Source organism: Niallia sp. 03133 (assembly GCF_052663225.1).
The window spans coordinates 37,700-52,983 of record NZ_JBQTCY010000008.1 but is presented as its reverse complement, the minus strand read 5'-3'; the positions used below and the strand labels follow the sequence as shown (position 1 = coordinate 52,983).

Annotated in this window: 13 protein-coding genes; 2 read left to right on the top strand and 11 right to left on the bottom strand. The window is 37.1% G+C overall.

The window, feature by feature from the left end:
- Positions 1-325: 325 nt before the first annotated feature.
- From ACTYBU_RS12480 to ACTYBU_RS12460, 5 genes are all read right to left on the bottom strand, one after another.
- Positions 326-838: an adenine phosphoribosyltransferase gene (locus ACTYBU_RS12480; RefSeq protein ID WP_445490184.1), complete on the bottom strand. Its 513-nt coding sequence runs from the start codon at positions 836-838 to the stop codon at positions 326-328.
- A complete protein-coding gene (recJ, locus tag ACTYBU_RS12475; protein WP_445490182.1) occupies positions 829-3,198 on the bottom strand; it encodes a single-stranded-DNA-specific exonuclease RecJ in 2,370 nt (789 codons plus the stop codon). The genes ACTYBU_RS12480 and recJ overlap by 10 nt, the downstream gene beginning before the upstream one ends.
- Before the next feature lie 334 nt (positions 3,199-3,532).
- Positions 3,533-3,832 (bottom strand): LapA family protein, encoded by a 300-nt coding sequence (locus ACTYBU_RS12470; protein ID WP_445490180.1) that lies wholly within the window; start codon positions 3,830-3,832, stop codon positions 3,533-3,535.
- Positions 3,833-4,272: 440 nt separating this feature from the next.
- Positions 4,273-6,525, bottom strand: a complete 2,253-nt coding sequence (gene secDF, locus ACTYBU_RS12465; RefSeq protein WP_445490178.1) for a protein translocase subunit SecDF — start codon at positions 6,523-6,525, stop codon at positions 4,273-4,275.
- Positions 6,526-6,887: 362 nt separating this feature from the next.
- The gene (locus ACTYBU_RS12460; RefSeq protein ID WP_445490176.1) at positions 6,888-7,187 is read right to left on the bottom strand and encodes a post-transcriptional regulator; all 300 of its coding nucleotides are present in this window, start codon (positions 7,185-7,187) and stop codon (positions 6,888-6,890) included.
- Positions 7,188-7,483: 296 nt separating this feature from the next.
- Here ACTYBU_RS12460 and spoVB point away from each other — a divergent pair, with 296 nt between their 5' ends.
- Both spoVB and ACTYBU_RS12450 read left to right on the top strand, forming a co-directional pair.
- Positions 7,484-9,028, top strand: a complete 1,545-nt coding sequence (gene spoVB, locus ACTYBU_RS12455) for a stage V sporulation protein B (RefSeq protein ID WP_445490174.1) — start codon at positions 7,484-7,486, stop codon at positions 9,026-9,028.
- A complete protein-coding gene (locus ACTYBU_RS12450; protein WP_445490526.1) occupies positions 8,988-9,587 on the top strand; it encodes a TIGR04086 family membrane protein in 600 nt (199 codons plus the stop codon). The genes spoVB and ACTYBU_RS12450 overlap by 41 nt, the downstream gene beginning before the upstream one ends.
- A gap of 216 nt (positions 9,588-9,803) precedes the next feature.
- On the opposite strand, the gene yajC is transcribed toward ACTYBU_RS12450, so the two are convergent.
- The 6 genes from yajC to ACTYBU_RS12420 form a co-directional block, all read right to left on the bottom strand.
- On the bottom strand, positions 9,804-10,088 hold the full coding sequence (gene yajC, locus ACTYBU_RS12445; protein WP_445490172.1) for a preprotein translocase subunit YajC: 285 nt from the start codon (positions 10,086-10,088) through the stop codon (positions 9,804-9,806).
- Between the two features lie 31 nt (positions 10,089-10,119).
- The gene (tgt, locus tag ACTYBU_RS12440) at positions 10,120-11,259 is read right to left on the bottom strand and encodes a tRNA guanosine(34) transglycosylase Tgt (protein ID WP_445490170.1); all 1,140 of its coding nucleotides are present in this window, start codon (positions 11,257-11,259) and stop codon (positions 10,120-10,122) included.
- A gap of 254 nt (positions 11,260-11,513) precedes the next feature.
- Positions 11,514-12,542, bottom strand: a complete 1,029-nt coding sequence (gene queA / locus ACTYBU_RS12435; protein WP_445490525.1) for a tRNA preQ1(34) S-adenosylmethionine ribosyltransferase-isomerase QueA — start codon at positions 12,540-12,542, stop codon at positions 11,514-11,516.
- 26 nt (positions 12,543-12,568) lie between these two features.
- Positions 12,569-13,570: a Holliday junction branch migration DNA helicase RuvB gene (gene ruvB, locus ACTYBU_RS12430; protein ID WP_445490168.1), complete on the bottom strand. Its 1,002-nt coding sequence runs from the start codon at positions 13,568-13,570 to the stop codon at positions 12,569-12,571.
- A gap of 79 nt (positions 13,571-13,649) precedes the next feature.
- Positions 13,650-14,258 carry a Holliday junction branch migration protein RuvA gene (gene ruvA / locus ACTYBU_RS12425; protein ID WP_445490166.1) on the bottom strand — a complete coding sequence of 203 codons (609 nt, stop codon included), beginning with the start codon at positions 14,256-14,258 and terminating at the stop codon, positions 13,650-13,652.
- A 258-nt stretch (positions 14,259-14,516) separates the two neighbouring features.
- The gene (locus ACTYBU_RS12420; protein ID WP_445490164.1) at positions 14,517-15,038 is read right to left on the bottom strand and encodes a BofC C-terminal domain-containing protein; all 522 of its coding nucleotides are present in this window, start codon (positions 15,036-15,038) and stop codon (positions 14,517-14,519) included.
- Positions 15,039-15,284 lie beyond the last annotated feature (246 nt).

Genomic DNA, 15,284 nt, shown 5'->3' with positions numbered 1-15,284 from the left:
GAGATAAAGTGAACCTTCCATCAGTGGGGGTTTTCTTCATCCCCACTGATGGTTAGTTAAACTTATCGGACCTTTACGGGGAAGTTTCAACACCTAGCTTCTCAATTTCTCAGCATCTTGAGGTGGAAGGTTACTGCCCGTTAAGAGTGGGATAAATTTAGAATCATTATTACTATTATTATTAAAATAACGAGGCTTGTAAAGAGAATACTGGTAATTTTCTTGAAAAATTAAAAATAATGTCGAAAAAAGTCGTATTTAATTATATTCTCTTTATTCGTATTCAAAAAAGAGCGCCTATTGCAGCGCTCTTTTACAGAAGAATTTAATATTCCATTAACGTTAACAGATCATAGCCCTCTAAGTTTTTACGGCCTTCTAAGTATGATAATTCAATTAAAAAGGCAATTCCTGCAACTATTCCTCCAAGCTCTTCTACTAGCTTAACCGTCGCTTCGATTGTACCACCTGTTGCAAGCAGATCGTCCGTAATCAATACTCTTTGGCCTGGTTTAATGGCATCTTTATGAATCGTTAGTACATCTTTTCCATACTCCAAACCATATTGAACTTTAATGGTTTCGCGGGGCAGCTTCCCTTCCTTGCGTACAGGTGCAAAACCTACTCCTAAAGAATAAGCTACTGGACATCCAATAATAAATCCACGAGCTTCCGGTCCAACAACAAGGTCAATTTCTTTTTCCTTTGCATAGGAAACGATTTGGTCTGTTGCGTATTTATATGCTTCACCATTATCCATCAATGTTGTAATATCTTTAAACCGAATGCCAGGTTTTGGCCAATCTTCCACAATTGTTATAAACTGTTTCAAATCCATTCTTTTATTTCCTCCTCGTTATTAACGGATTTTTTTAGAATATGATCAAACCAACTTTTTAATTCCCCATATGATGAGTAAATCAATTCTTTTTCGAGAGAAAATTGTGCTTGTTTCTGCTGAAAAGTGGGTGAGTCTGTCAAATCTCTTTTATCTGTATTCTTGTTTAATAAAATAAATCCATTCTCCATTGTAACAAAATTCAATTCAAAAAACACCTTTGTCATAAAGACAATTGTTTCATTGCTCCACCCTTGTCTTTTTGCCAATTCATTTCGATATTTTTCATAATGGAATTTTCCTTGTTTTGCTAAAAAACCATAAAACCATTTAAAATGATCTCTGTTAGGCATTGTACTAAAGTAGTCGCTTTGCTGTTTATAAAAGCTGGCATAAATTCTTTCTGGCTGTAAATTAGACAATAGATGCTGAATAATTTCAGTGCTTTTCGGAAAATCAGCTAACACTAATACTTTTTCTGAACAATAAAAGGAAGCGGCTTGTTCCTTTGTTTCAACGAGCTTAAAATTAGATATTTTTTTTTTCAGCGTTTCATTAATGGACTCTTGTTGAAAAAAGATCCATATTGCATCATCCTGAGGGATTTTATCCACTAATTTTTCCACTTTCAAAACACCGCGGCAATCAAAAAGCTGCCATGTTTTCACCATGATGTCCTGAATAAAAATCTGAGGTTTCTTTATATTGTTCCATTCATTGATGGACAATTGCCCCAATACATCTAATTTAGCAGAAGGAGAAATATGATCGTATAATTCGCCAATTCCAAAACCGATGCCGTCCAATGTATCCTGCCCCTGCTTCAGCATGATCTTCAAATGGTTTTGATTTGCTCCAATTTTGCGGATATTTTCAATTTCTGTATTGCTTAAAATTACTTTTGGTTTGGCATTATCAACACCAAAGGGCGCCAACAACTGCATTTCTTGAATCGCATCAAGTTTTAGCTCATCTAATGTAAAGCTGCCATCCACTGATGTTAATGGAATAAAATCTTCCTCTTGCATACTTTCAAAAGCAAGGTCATTTAATTTTCTCCGTAATAGATCGACATTTTCCAGCTGCAAGGTCATTCCAGCTGCCATCGGATGTCCTCCAAAATGGGGAAGAATTTCCCTGCATGTAGACAGGTTTTTATATAAATCGAATCCTGCAATGCTTCTTGCTGATCCTTTTGCAATGCCTTTTTCCGCATCAAACCCTAAAACAATGGTCGGCCGGTAAAATTTTTCAACTAAACGGGATGCTACAATTCCGACAACCCCGGGATTCCAGCCTTCTTTGCCAACAATTAATATACGGTTTTCCTTTAAAGGATATTGGGATTCAACAAGCTCCACTGCTTCTTCTGTCATTTTATTGACAATCGACTGGCGTTCCTTATTTGTTTCTTCCATTTCTAATGCGAGTGATAGAGCCATTTCTTTGTCGTCTGTTAATAGCAGGTCTACTGCGGGATCTGCACTGTCCAATCGTCCTACTGCATTAATTCTAGGTGCAATCATAAAACCAATTGTTTCTTCATCCACTGCATTTGTTTCTATATTCATCTGCTGCAGCAATGCTTTTAAACCAACATTAGTTGTTTGACGTAGTTTTTTTATGCCTTTTTTGGCAATTAAACGATTTTCGCCTGTTAGCGACACTAAATCGGCAATCGTTCCAATTGCAGCAAACTGCAGTAAATGTTCTGGCACTTCTCCATATAAAGCGTGTGCCACTTTAAAAGAAACTCCTACACCAGCCAACTCATGGAAAGGATACTCGCTTCCAGGAATCCTCGGATGAATAATTGCATAAGCTTCTGGCAATTCAGGTCCAGGTTCATGGTGATCGGTAATAATTAAATCTATTCCTAATTCTTTTGCAATATTGGCTTCATGCACTGCGGCAATACCTGTATCCACCGTTATGATTAAGTCGATTCCGATACTTTTCGCATAACGAAAAGCAGATTCATTTGGACCGTAGCCTTCTGTAAATCGGTTGGGAATATAAAATTGCACATTTGCCCCCATATCCTCTAATGTTTTCATCATAACCGTTGTACTCGTTACACCGTCCGCGTCGTAATCCCCGAATACTAAAATCTGCTCATTATGCTTAATGGCAGCACGAATTCTTTCTACTGCTGTTTCCATATTCAACAGCAAATAAGGATCATGAAAATCCTGATTTTGATCAAATAAAAACTCTTGCGCTTCAGCAACCGTTCGGTAGCCTCGATTAACCAGCAGTGAAGCGACAAGAGGTGTAATGTTTAATTGTTGAACCAATTCAGCAACAATTGCTTCTGATTGATTATTTTGTGTAATCCATCTAGTTTTTGAACGTAACATTTCATCACCCCAATCTATTTATTATACAAGCTGTTTTGCACGCTTTCAACGGAATAACTTCTTAATGAATTTTTAAACTGTTTACACAGTGATCTCGTTTCTGTATTATGAAACATCGAAAAAACTTCAGAGACTTTGTGGAGAGATAGTAGTCTTCTATTCTCATGCATCAAAAAACACCCTCGCTGTATTCATAGAATCCTCCAGTATTCTTCATTGTTAAATTCCGTTTACCTTTGCTTTTATCGGGATTTCCCGCGTCTGCTGGGTACAAAAAAAAAACTGACTTCAAAGGACAATCATTATCGTCCTTCGAAGTCAGCCTCCTTAATGTTTAACTTTCACCTTCAACGACAGGCTGCACTTCCTCGTACTTGCTTAATTTTTCTGCTAATTCTTCTTTTTCTTTTGCAGCTGTTTTTAATTTTTTTTGCAAGGCATAAATTTTTATAATACCTGTAGAGCCAATCATTAAACCGCCAAGAAGAACAGAAATTAAAATAACGAGAACTAATGGCCACTCGCTTTTTCCAAATAAATAATTGACTGTAACCGGTTCTACATTTATTACCGCAAATACTGCTACTATAAGTGCAAACAATATGCCAAATAATAAACTCCACTGTCTTTTCATGTTATTGCCCCCTTATTATTGATGGCATCAAGAGAACTGCCTTCCCTTACATGCTTTTAATCTCCTTTTCCCAATTGCTCGCAACACTAAAACATAGAATAGGCAATCTCAAATTTTTTATCACCTAAAAAGTCCTTCTATAGAACAAAAGCGCAAGCGCCTTGATCATCGCCGTACAAACTGGAAAGGCTTCGACTGAGATAAAGGAAACACGATGAGCGATAGCGAATCGATGTTGACTTATCATAGGGAGATGACCTGAAGTTTGATAGGCGATAGGCGCTGGAGCTGGACGCGGACCAAACTGCTAAGTTATCCACAACTCTATCTCGTTTATAATTTCCTAGACGATTAAAAAACAGAGCCACTCTCTTTATTATAGTCAAAAGACATATTATCTTTTTAAAAATAAGAGAATGGCTCTGCTTTTATGAAGCCCCTTAAACTTGAGGCTGGTCTGTGTTTTTGCGTTTTTCTTTCACTGTAATTAACACACCTTTTTTCTTCAATTCCTTCTTCTTCCACACATACCATAATTGAGAGGCAATAAAGATGGAAGAATAGGCACCGCCAACTAAGCCGATTAATAGCGCAGTAGAGAAGTTCTTAATAGAATCACTGCCGAAAATTAATAATGCAGCAACACAAATAACCACTGTCAAGACAGTATTGACGGAACGTGCAAATGTCTGTCTTAAACTTCGATTAATAATATCTTTAATTTCCTGTGCTGTTTTAATACGTTGTTTCTTGGCTAAGTTTTCTCGAATACGGTCAAATGTAACAATCGTATCGTTGATGGAATACCCGACTATTGTTAATACAGCTGCTATAAAGGTAATATCTACTTCCAGTCTTGTAAAGCTGAAAATAACAACAATAAAAAATGCATCATGCAGCAAGGCAATTACCGCAGCAAGTGCCATATAGATTTCAAAACGAATCGTTACATAAATAATGATGCCGATTGAAGCATACAACAGTGCATAAAAAGCATTTTTAGCAAGTTCTTTTCCGATAGTAGGAGATACAGTGCTTATATTCGGTTCATGCCCGTAAGTATTTTTTAATTCTGTTTTTAATTCAGCAATCTTATCTTTACTAAGATCCCCTTTAATGCGAATTGCACCAATTTGCTGATTGTCTCCTGATATGACGACATCATCTGCTGTAATATCCACTTTTTTCAGCTCTTGCGTTAACTCTTCTGTTGTTAGTGATTTATCTGCCATAATTTCTACACGGGAACCGCTTGAAAAATCAATGCCTAAATTCAATTTAAATACAAATAGAATGATAATTCCGGCAGCAATCAGCACACCAGAAACTGAGAAAAAGATATTTTTGTATTTGACAAAATCAATGCGATCAAACTTCGTCGGCAATGTTAATGTGTCATAATTTTCATTGATGTCTTTTATATCTTTACGATTAACTCCGAACCATGTTGGCTTCTTATTAAAGGCTTTGCTGTTTACTAATAAAGAAAGTAATAATCTCGATCCATATACAGCTGTGATAAAGCTGACTAATATGCTGACGATTAGTAATGTCGCAAACCCTTTAACGGAGCTTGTACCATAAATAAATAGAACGACCGCTGCTAAAATGGTGGTAAGATTCGCATCAAAAATCGTTGATAAAGAGTTTTTATTTCCTGCTTGGAATGCTGCCCGAAGCGATTTGCCGACACGAAGTTCATCCTTGATCCGTTCATATGTGATGATATTGGCATCGACTGCCATCCCAACACCAAGAATAAGTGCCGCTATTCCAGGCAACGTGAGTACACCATTCATTAAATCCAATACAAGAAGATTTAAATAAACATAAACGGTAAGAGTAATAACGGCAACTAGTCCTGGTAGACGATAATACAGAACCATAAATAAAAAGACAATTCCTACTCCAACGATACCAGCAAATACCGTATCTTTTAACGCTTGGTCTCCAAATTGAGCCCCAACACTTGTGGAATATTTTTCAGAAAGTTTCACAGGCAATGCTCCTGCGTTTAATAGATCTGCTAAATTTTTTGCCTCTTGAACTGTAAAGTTTCCTGTAATAGAAACAGTGTCTTGGTTAAATACTTGGCTTACCCCTGGTGCGGATAAGTATTTAGGATTCTGCTTTGCTGCTTCTTTTTGATAAGAATCTCCTTTTTCATAATCCAGCCATATAACCAGAGCACTACCCAAAACTTTTTGCGTCACATCTTTAAACTTGCTTGCGCTTTTAAGCTTAAGAGATACACTAGGTTTTCCATTTTCATCAAAGCCCTGAGAAGCCCCGCCCTCCACAAGATCTGAACCGTCCAATAATTTCTTGTCATTTACGTCACGGAAAGAAAGATTCGCTTCTGTTGATAATATTTCTCTTGCTTTGTTTTGATCCGTAACACCAGCAAGCTGCACACGAATTCGATTATTGCCTTCGACTTGAATGCTTGGCTCGCTTACACCTAAAACGTTAACCCGTTTATCGAGGGCTTTTGCCGTGCTGGATAGTACATCCTTCGTTATTTTTTGTTTTCCACCCTCAATTGGTGTAACTTCATAAAGAACTTCAAATCCCCCTTGAAGATCCAATCCTAGTTTAATATGATTTAAAATATTTTTTGTGGTACCGCCAAGTAAGCCGGCACAAAGTAGGATGATTAACAAGAAAGCAACAATTCTACTTCTTTTTACCATTATGTATTGATCCTCCTCAAAGATAAACAAAAGATGACTTTTCAAACATATAGACAATAACTTCCTATTTAGTATGTTCATGTTGTACTTATATTCTACTATTAAATATAGAGATAAATTTATGTACGTTACAACCATCACAAATATAAGCCATCCTGTTAAAGAGAAAACATGCTCTTTTCGTACAGGATGGCGAAATATATAAGCAGCTATTGTCTGATATAATACAACCATAGTTCTGGCTTTATCGCTTTTCGACAAGATCCCCTATGATCATTCAATTTTTGTTTATAGAATAAACCCATTATGAAACAGATTAAGTTGGCTGTCAATTTGTTCAAAAAAATATCATAATTTTAACATTACTTTAATAATTCCTTTTTCTCTTCTTCTGACAAGACGGAAAAAAAATCATCTGCTCTATATGCTTCTATAGTAGCAAAATTCATATATTCTGCAATTTTTACATTTAATATATCTTGCACCAAAATAAACAATCTTCCGCTGTCAGCAGGCTTTTTCCATTTTTTCTTTGTAAGATAAAACCATAATTCATCTTCTGTTATCGTTTCATATCCAAGTAAATGAAATTCTTCCAATTTACTTTTTAACGCTGGCTGTACCTCTTTTCGATAATGATCATATAAATGTGCTGATAGCATGCTTATAACAGCTCCCTTATTCAATTAATCAGACTGCGTTAAACGTCCGTCCTCTTTCCGCTGTTTGCATCAGCAGGAAGGATTTCACCTCCTAATGCCTCTCGTTAAAAGAAGACCCTTCTGACTCAATCTGAAAAGTTATCAAGATAATTGATTTCATTAATAGAATAAATCGTTCTATTCATTTCTAAAAAAATCAAACGATAAAAAGATGATTCCTTGTCATGCTTTGTCCACATTACTGCATATAGTTAATTGTATAGTATTATTCGCAATTTGAGAAGGCAGGGAATTAAATGTCTAAGTTTTTAAAAGGAACGATGATTTTATTAGTGGCAGGACTTATAACAAGAGTACTAGGATTTATTAATCGCATCGTTATTGCAAGGTTTATCGGGGAAGACGGGGTTGGTTTATATATGATGGTGTATCCAACGCTAATCCTTGTCGTCACAATCATCCAGCTTGGACTGCCTGTTGCAATATCAAAAAACATTGCCGAAGCAGAGGCAGAGGGCAATAATCGAAAAGTCAAATCCATATTGGTTGTATCATTAGCAACCACATTAACGCTTACCCTATTATTTACACCTGCGTTATTTCTATTGGCTCCTTATTTATCGAATACATTATTTACGGATGCAAGAACATTGCAGCCCTTAATGGCGATTACACCCATTATTCCTATCATCGCTGTTTCTTCAGTTTTAAGAGGATATTTCCAAGGACGTCAAAATATGCGGCCAGCAGCTACCTCCCAAGTTATTGAACAAGTTATCCGAATAACACTTATTGCAGCACTTACTAAAGCATTTTTGCCACTCGGCATCGAATATGCCGCTGCAGGTGCGATGTTAGCATCTGTTCTTGGCGAATTAGCTTCCTTGCTTTTTTTATTGGCATCCTTCAAATGGAAAAAATCATTTCCCTTGCGAAAAAGATTCTTCCAATATGTTCGAAACGGAAAAAATACTTTTCAAGAATTAATGCAAGTTGCATTGCCGACAACTGGCAGCAGAATGATAGGAAGTATAGCATGGTTCATAGAGCCTATAGTAGTTGCACATAGTTTATCCATCGCAGGATTGACTGCAGTTAATGCCACTAAGCAATATGGTGTTTTAACAGGTTTTGCCCTTCCATTATTAATGCTTCCTTCTTTTTTCACTCAATCGCTTTCCACTTCCCTTGTTCCTGCAATAAGTGAAGCAAAAGCGAATAATCAATACAAAAAAATTGAATATTTACTGCAGCAGGCGCTTCGGTTCACTTTTATGACAGGTGGACTTGCAGTCGTCGTTTTATATGTTCTCGCAGACCCTCTTATGAATGTTATGTATCATAGTTCAAGGGGAACGACTTTTATTCAGTTGATGGCGCCGTTTTTTATTCTTAATTATTATCAAGGTCCACTTCAAGCCGCGCTTCAGGCACTTAATTTAGCTCGAGCGGCCATGATTAACAGCTTTATCGGCGCTGCTGTGAAGACAGCTGTCATTTTATTTTTAGCCCGCCGCCCTGAATTCGGCATATATGGAGTTGCCATCGCTTTAATCGTTGGATTTATTCTTGTAACCATGCTTCATTTTGCAACAATAATTAAAACGATCAGCTTTACTATTTTTGTTAGAGATTATCTAAAAATGATTTTCATTATATTTTTTACTGCTTACATCGGCATAAAATTAACAAAAATGATGACTTTATTCTCCTTGCCAGTGAAGGTAATGCTGATCACTTGTTTGTTAAGCATGATTTATACCATTCTTTTATTGATTCTAAAGCTAGTGAAAAAAGAAGATTTACAAAAAGTCCCGTGGATCGGTCCGATATTTTCTTAATGACTCCTCCTTTAAAAGGAAGCTCCAATATAGAGAGGAATCGTTCTTCATCTACAGCTTCTTTCTTGGAGAAAGTTATTTATTTATTGATTCTATTTTCCAAAAATGTGAATATGCTTGTACTAGAATATCAAAAAAATTTATACAGATAGAAAGGTTTGGAAGGGAGAGGTTTAAAATCGAGGAAAGCAAGCATGTTGGAAGCGCCGTTTTATATGGGCTTATTTCCATCTTTATTCTTTTAATTACAAGCAGTATTATATTTTCCTTACTATTAAGATTTACATCTCTGCAGGAATCTTCTCTGCAATACATTATTACTGCCGTCTCTTTTGTCACATTATTTTCCGGCGGTTTTATTTCTGGCGGCAAAGGGAAGCAAAAAGGGTGGTTTCTGGGTGGATTAACAGGGCTGATCTATTCTATTATTGTGTTTCTATTCACTTATTTAGGCCTGGATCAACTATTTACATCAGAGCAGTTTATCTACCATATATGCTATACGCTAATCTGCATGATGGGTGGTATTTTAGGAGTAAACCTTTCGAAAGGCACTTAATCCACTTTTTATCCCACTTTTAACGGGCAGTAACCCCCCACCTCAAGATGCCGAGAAATCAAGGAAGCTAGGTGTTGAAACTTGCCCGTAAAGGTCCGATAAGTGCAACTAACCATCAGTGGGGGATAAGGAAAAACCCCCACTGATGGAAGTTTACTTTATAGCATATTAAAAAGCAGCAGGAAATTCCCGCTGCTTTTATGTACTGTTTTATGATTACGCTTTATCTAGTGAAGGACTAGCAGCTGGCGTAACATCGCGAACAGCATTGCGATCGAATGTAAGACGGCTTCCATCTCCGCATTTAATCACAACTGTACCTTCATTAATAGCATCAACTATGCCATGAAGACCACCGATTGTTACAATCTTGTCCCCTTTTTTCAGTTCATTTTGCATTTGTCTCACTGCTTTTTGACGTTTTTGCTGTGGACGAATTAACAAAAAGTAAAACAGGACAAACATTAAAATAAATGGTAATAATCCTACGATTTGTTGCATGTATTTCCCCTCCTTTCAAAGCGTTTTCTATTTAGAAGTTTTTAGCGTTCGGTTTATTAAATCCATAACGTTCAAAAAATTCTTCTTTGAAGTCACCTAAACGATCTTCACGAATCGCCTGACGGACATTCACCATTAAGTTTAACAGAAAATATAGATTATGGTAAGATGTAAGTCGAATTCCGAATGTTTCGTCACATCGTATTAAATGACGAATATATGCACGGCTGTAATTTTTACATGTATAGCAGTCGCAATTTGGATCTAGCGGACTAAAATCTCTTGCATATTTCGCATTTTTTACAACAAGTCGTCCTTCGCTTGTCATACACGTTCCATTTCTTGCAATTCTCGTCGGAAGCACACAATCAAACATATCAATTCCACGAATTGCCCCGTCAATTAATGAATCTGGTGAACCTACTCCCATTAAATAACGAGGTTTATTATCCGGCATTAATGGTGTTGTAAACTCCAACACACGATTCATGACATCTTTTGGCTCTCCTACTGATAATCCGCCAACAGCATACCCCGGGAAATCTAAAGAAACTAAATCTCTGGCACTTTGTTTTCTTAATTCTTCATATTCTCCACCCTGAATAATCCCAAATAAGCCTTGGTCCTGCGGTCTATTATGTGCTTTTAAACAGCGCTCTGCCCATCTGGAAGTTCTTTCAACCGATCTTTTCATATACTCATATTCTGCTGGATATGGTGGACATTCATCAAATGCCATCATTATGTCAGAGCCTAAAGCATTTTGAATTTCCATTGCTTTTTCTGGAGAAAGGAATAGTTTGTCTCCATTTAAATGATTGCGGAAATGCACGCCTTCTTCTTCAATTTTACGGAAATCGCTTAAACTGAATACTTGAAATCCGCCTGAATCGGTTAAAATAGCTTTATCCCAGTTCATAAATTTATGAAGCCCGCCAGCTTCTTTGACAATCTCATGTCCTGGGCGCAGCCATAAATGATACGTATTGCTTAAAATAATATTGGCACCCATCGTTTTTAAGTCCTCTGGAGCCATTGTTTTTACAGTTGCCAATGTCCCAACTGGCATAAAAGCTGGTGTTTCAAAGGAGCCATGGGGAGTATGAACAATTCCCAGCCTTGCTCCTGTTTGTTTACACGTTTTAATGAATTCATAACGTATTGCAGTCAATGTTTTTTTCTCCTTTAGTTATCATCTTTTCATTAGGCTACCCTGAAAATAGCATTGCGCTCTCAATTAGTCCGCAGCCTGCATACACTTCGCTTTCCTGCGGGCGGGCGCCGAGCCGCTTCGTCGCTACGCTCCTGCAGGGTCTCGTCTTTCTCGCTTTCCCGCGGGAGTCTTCGAGTATGCAGGCTGCTCCCTGCTTCAAATACAAGAATAAACTTAAGAAAGCTGCTTCTTTTTCATGCGGCATGGAAACTTTATTGTATGAACATCGCATCCCCAAAACTAAAGAAACGATATTTCTCCTTTACTGCTGTTTCATAGGCATGTAAAATATTTTCTCTTCCTGCAAGTGCGCTTACCAGCATAATAAGAGTGGATTTTGGCAGATGGAAATTCGTAATCATCCCGTCGATGCCTTTAAATTCGTAGCCTGGATAAATAAAAATATTGGTCCAGCCATTTTGTTCCACAAATTTGCCATTATTTGCTGCCGCAATGGTTTCTAACGTTCTGGTGGAAGTCGTCCCAACTGAAATAATTCTGCCGCCTTTTTCTTTCACTTTATTTAATAACGTGGCAGTTCCTGCTGTTAACTGATAAAATTCCGAATGCATTTCATGGGAATCGACATCATCCACACTTACCGGTCGGAAAGTACCTAGCCCAACATGAAGAGTAAGAAAAGCAATATGAACGCCTTTTGTCTTTAACTGGTCCAACAGTTCTTCTGTAAAATGCAATCCTGCTGTTGGTGCAGCAGCAGATCCTCTTTCTTTTGCATACACCGTTTGATATCTGTCTTGATCATCAAGTGTTTCTTTTATATACGGCGGAAGAGGCATTTCTCCAAGCTCATCTAATATTTCATAAAAAATGCCTTCATATTGAAAATCTAAAATTCTTCCGCCATGTTCCAACTCTTTCATACAAACTGCTTTTAGTTTTCCATCTCCAAAGGAAATAACCGTGCCAGCTTTTACCCGTTTTGCCGGTTTTACAAGTGTCTCCCACTGATCGCCTTCCTGCTGTTTTAATAGAAGTACTTCTATATGTGCGCCTGTATCTTCTTTTTCACCATAAAGCCTTGCCGGCAGCACCCTCGTATCATTTAATACAAGACAATCTCCAGGATTTATATAATCAATAATATCTTTAAATGTATGATTGCTTAAATCGCCTGTTGATTTATTAACTACCATCAGTCTGCTGCTTGTTCTATCCTCTAACGGAGTTTGTGCAATCAATTCCTCTGGCAAATGAAAATCAAATAATTCTACTTTCAATTTTGTCACCTATTTCTTTTTACTAGTTATTCTTTTGCATCATTTAATTGAAAATGTTCATAAACGAGATGCGTAACAATTCTCCCTCTGGGAGTCCTTTGCAAAAAGCCAATTTGCAGCAAATACGGTTCATAAACATCTTCAATAGTGTGTGATTCTTCTCCAATTGTTGCTGCTATGGTTTCAAGTCCAACAGGACCGCCTTTAAATTTATGAATCATTCCCATTAATAATTTATGGTCAATATGATCTAAGCCTAAACGGTCTACTTGCAACAGCTCCAGCGATAACTGCGAAATTTCTTTTGTGATGCTTCCATTCCCTTTTACTTGTGCAAAATCCCGCACTCTTCGCAGTAGACGATTGGCAATTCTCGGCGTTCCGCGTGATCGTCTTGCAATTTCCCAGGCCGCCTCTTCATTTATTTCTGTTTGCAAAACTTCTGCTGTCCGTTCTACAATATCCTTTAATTGTCCTTCTTCATAATATTCTAATCTGCTTAATACACCAAATCGATCTCGTAAAGGAGCAGAAATAGCCCCTGCCCTTGTTGTTGCGCCAACAAGGGTAAATGGAGGCAAATCAATGCGGACAGACCGTGCATCTGCTCCTTTTCCAATCACAATATCTAAACAAAAGTCTTCCATTGCTGGATAAAGGACTTCTTCTATCGATCTAGGCAAACGGTGAATTTCATCGATAAAAAGGACGTCTCCTGGTTCTAAAGCTGTTAATATCGCTGCCAAATCTCCAGGACGTTCAATTGCAGGACCTGACGTTGTACGCATATTAACACCCATCTCATTTGCGATAATAGTAGCTAAAGTTGTTTTCCCGAGACCTGGCGGACCGTACAAAAGGACATGATCGAGAGATTCTTCTCTTAACTTTGCAGCCTCTATAAATATTTCTAAATTCTCTTTTACTTTATCCTGCCCAATATATTCTTTTAAACGCAAGGGGCGCAAGCTTTGTTCAAAAGAAACCTCCTGCATATCCGCTTCACTGGAGATAATTCGCTCATCCATATCATCCTCCCCCTTTCTATAAAATTATATGTTAACAAAAAAAGAGCCACCGCCCCTTTGGTACAGGATCTTATCTTATTTATTTTAACAGCAATTGCAATGCCAATTTAATATATTGATCGGTCGTTAATTGCTCTTTCTTTAAACCTGGAGTAATTTTTTTAATTTCTTTTTCCGAATAGCCAAGTGCTGCCAACGCCATGAGTGCTTCTTCCAATGCTTCTGAACGATGTTGTTTTTTCTCCGCTTCTTCTGCATTGAAAAGGTTTGGGAAAAAGTCTGGCATTAAATCTGGAAGCTTTCCTTTTAAGTCAAGGATCATTTGTCGAGCTGTTTTTTTCCCGACTCCTGGAAACTTCACTAAAAATGCTTCATCCTCATTTTCAATTGCCGTTATCACTTGCTCTGGTTCTCCAGATGCCAATATTGCCAATGCACCTTTTGGACCAATTCCTGAAACATTCAGCAGCTTCGTAAATAAGTGCTTCTCTTCTCTTGACCGAAAACCATATAAGCTGATAATATCTTCTCTTACATAATGATAAGTAAATACTGTGATTTCTTGACCCGCTAAAGAAGAAAAAGAAAATGGGTTAGGTGTTTTTATCTGATAGCCGATGCCATTATTCTCAAGAACTATGTATTCTGGTCCAACAAAATCTATTTTCCCTTTAATAAATTCATACAAAATTGTTTCGCTCCCTTTTAAAACCTAATGCTTATTTTATCATATATTAAAGAAAAACTGCCATCCAAGATGATTTTCATAATATTCTAAGAAAAACACAATCGCCCGATTAGCAGCGTATGAACTAACACTTTTAACGAGAAGAAAGAGTTAGCGACTTTTTCCTCACAAAAAAATCCTAACGAACAAAGTTATCATACCTTTTGTCCACTAGGATTTTTTATACATAAATCGCTGCACTGCTATAAGTATTTATACCTAATTTTCCTGATTTTCCAATGTGTACTGTTTAAAGGATTCGAGCACCTTGACATACCTGTCTTTTGTTTTTATTGGAATCCCTTTTTGCAGGTTTTTTTGTTCGTTGGATTCTAATTTCTTCAAGTCTATTTGAAAAAAGGATTGAATGATTTGAGAGTACTCTGGCTTCCCATTATAAATGGTTAAAATTCCTTTATCAGTAATGCCAAAGTAACCATTTGTTTTTAATAATGGGGATATATCATCCACTTCCTGCTTAAATACAAGCTTATTTTTTTCCAAATTTTCCAGCTGCCAGCTGTCATATTTTGACCAGAAATCTTCCATAGACCAAACCGTTTCCTCCAAAGACTCTTCACTTATTTCGCCGTCTAAATAGATTCTTTTTAACACGACATCTACTCTTGCAGGATGCTCTTCATCGCTCCTGCTGTTCGCATAGCTTGCTCTATTCTCCAAAGCAAGAAAGGAAACTAATAGAAGAAAAACAGTTGAGAATAAAAGGAATCTGGTTTTCATTCATAACCACCTCTTTAGTTATTAGAAAACGCGATGCAAAATGACCGCTTTTTCGAAAACTTTCAAACAAAATAAGTTTGTTCTATGCGTTGCAAATAAAACAATGAGTATTTATTTTGTTCGTTTCGCTATTATTCTCACCATATTATTGTTTTTCATTCTTAAAAAATGGCAAATCAATATACCACACTTCTATACAGCTGGGCCAAATAAAGTGCTCCTTCCATCAGTGGGGGTTTTACTGCC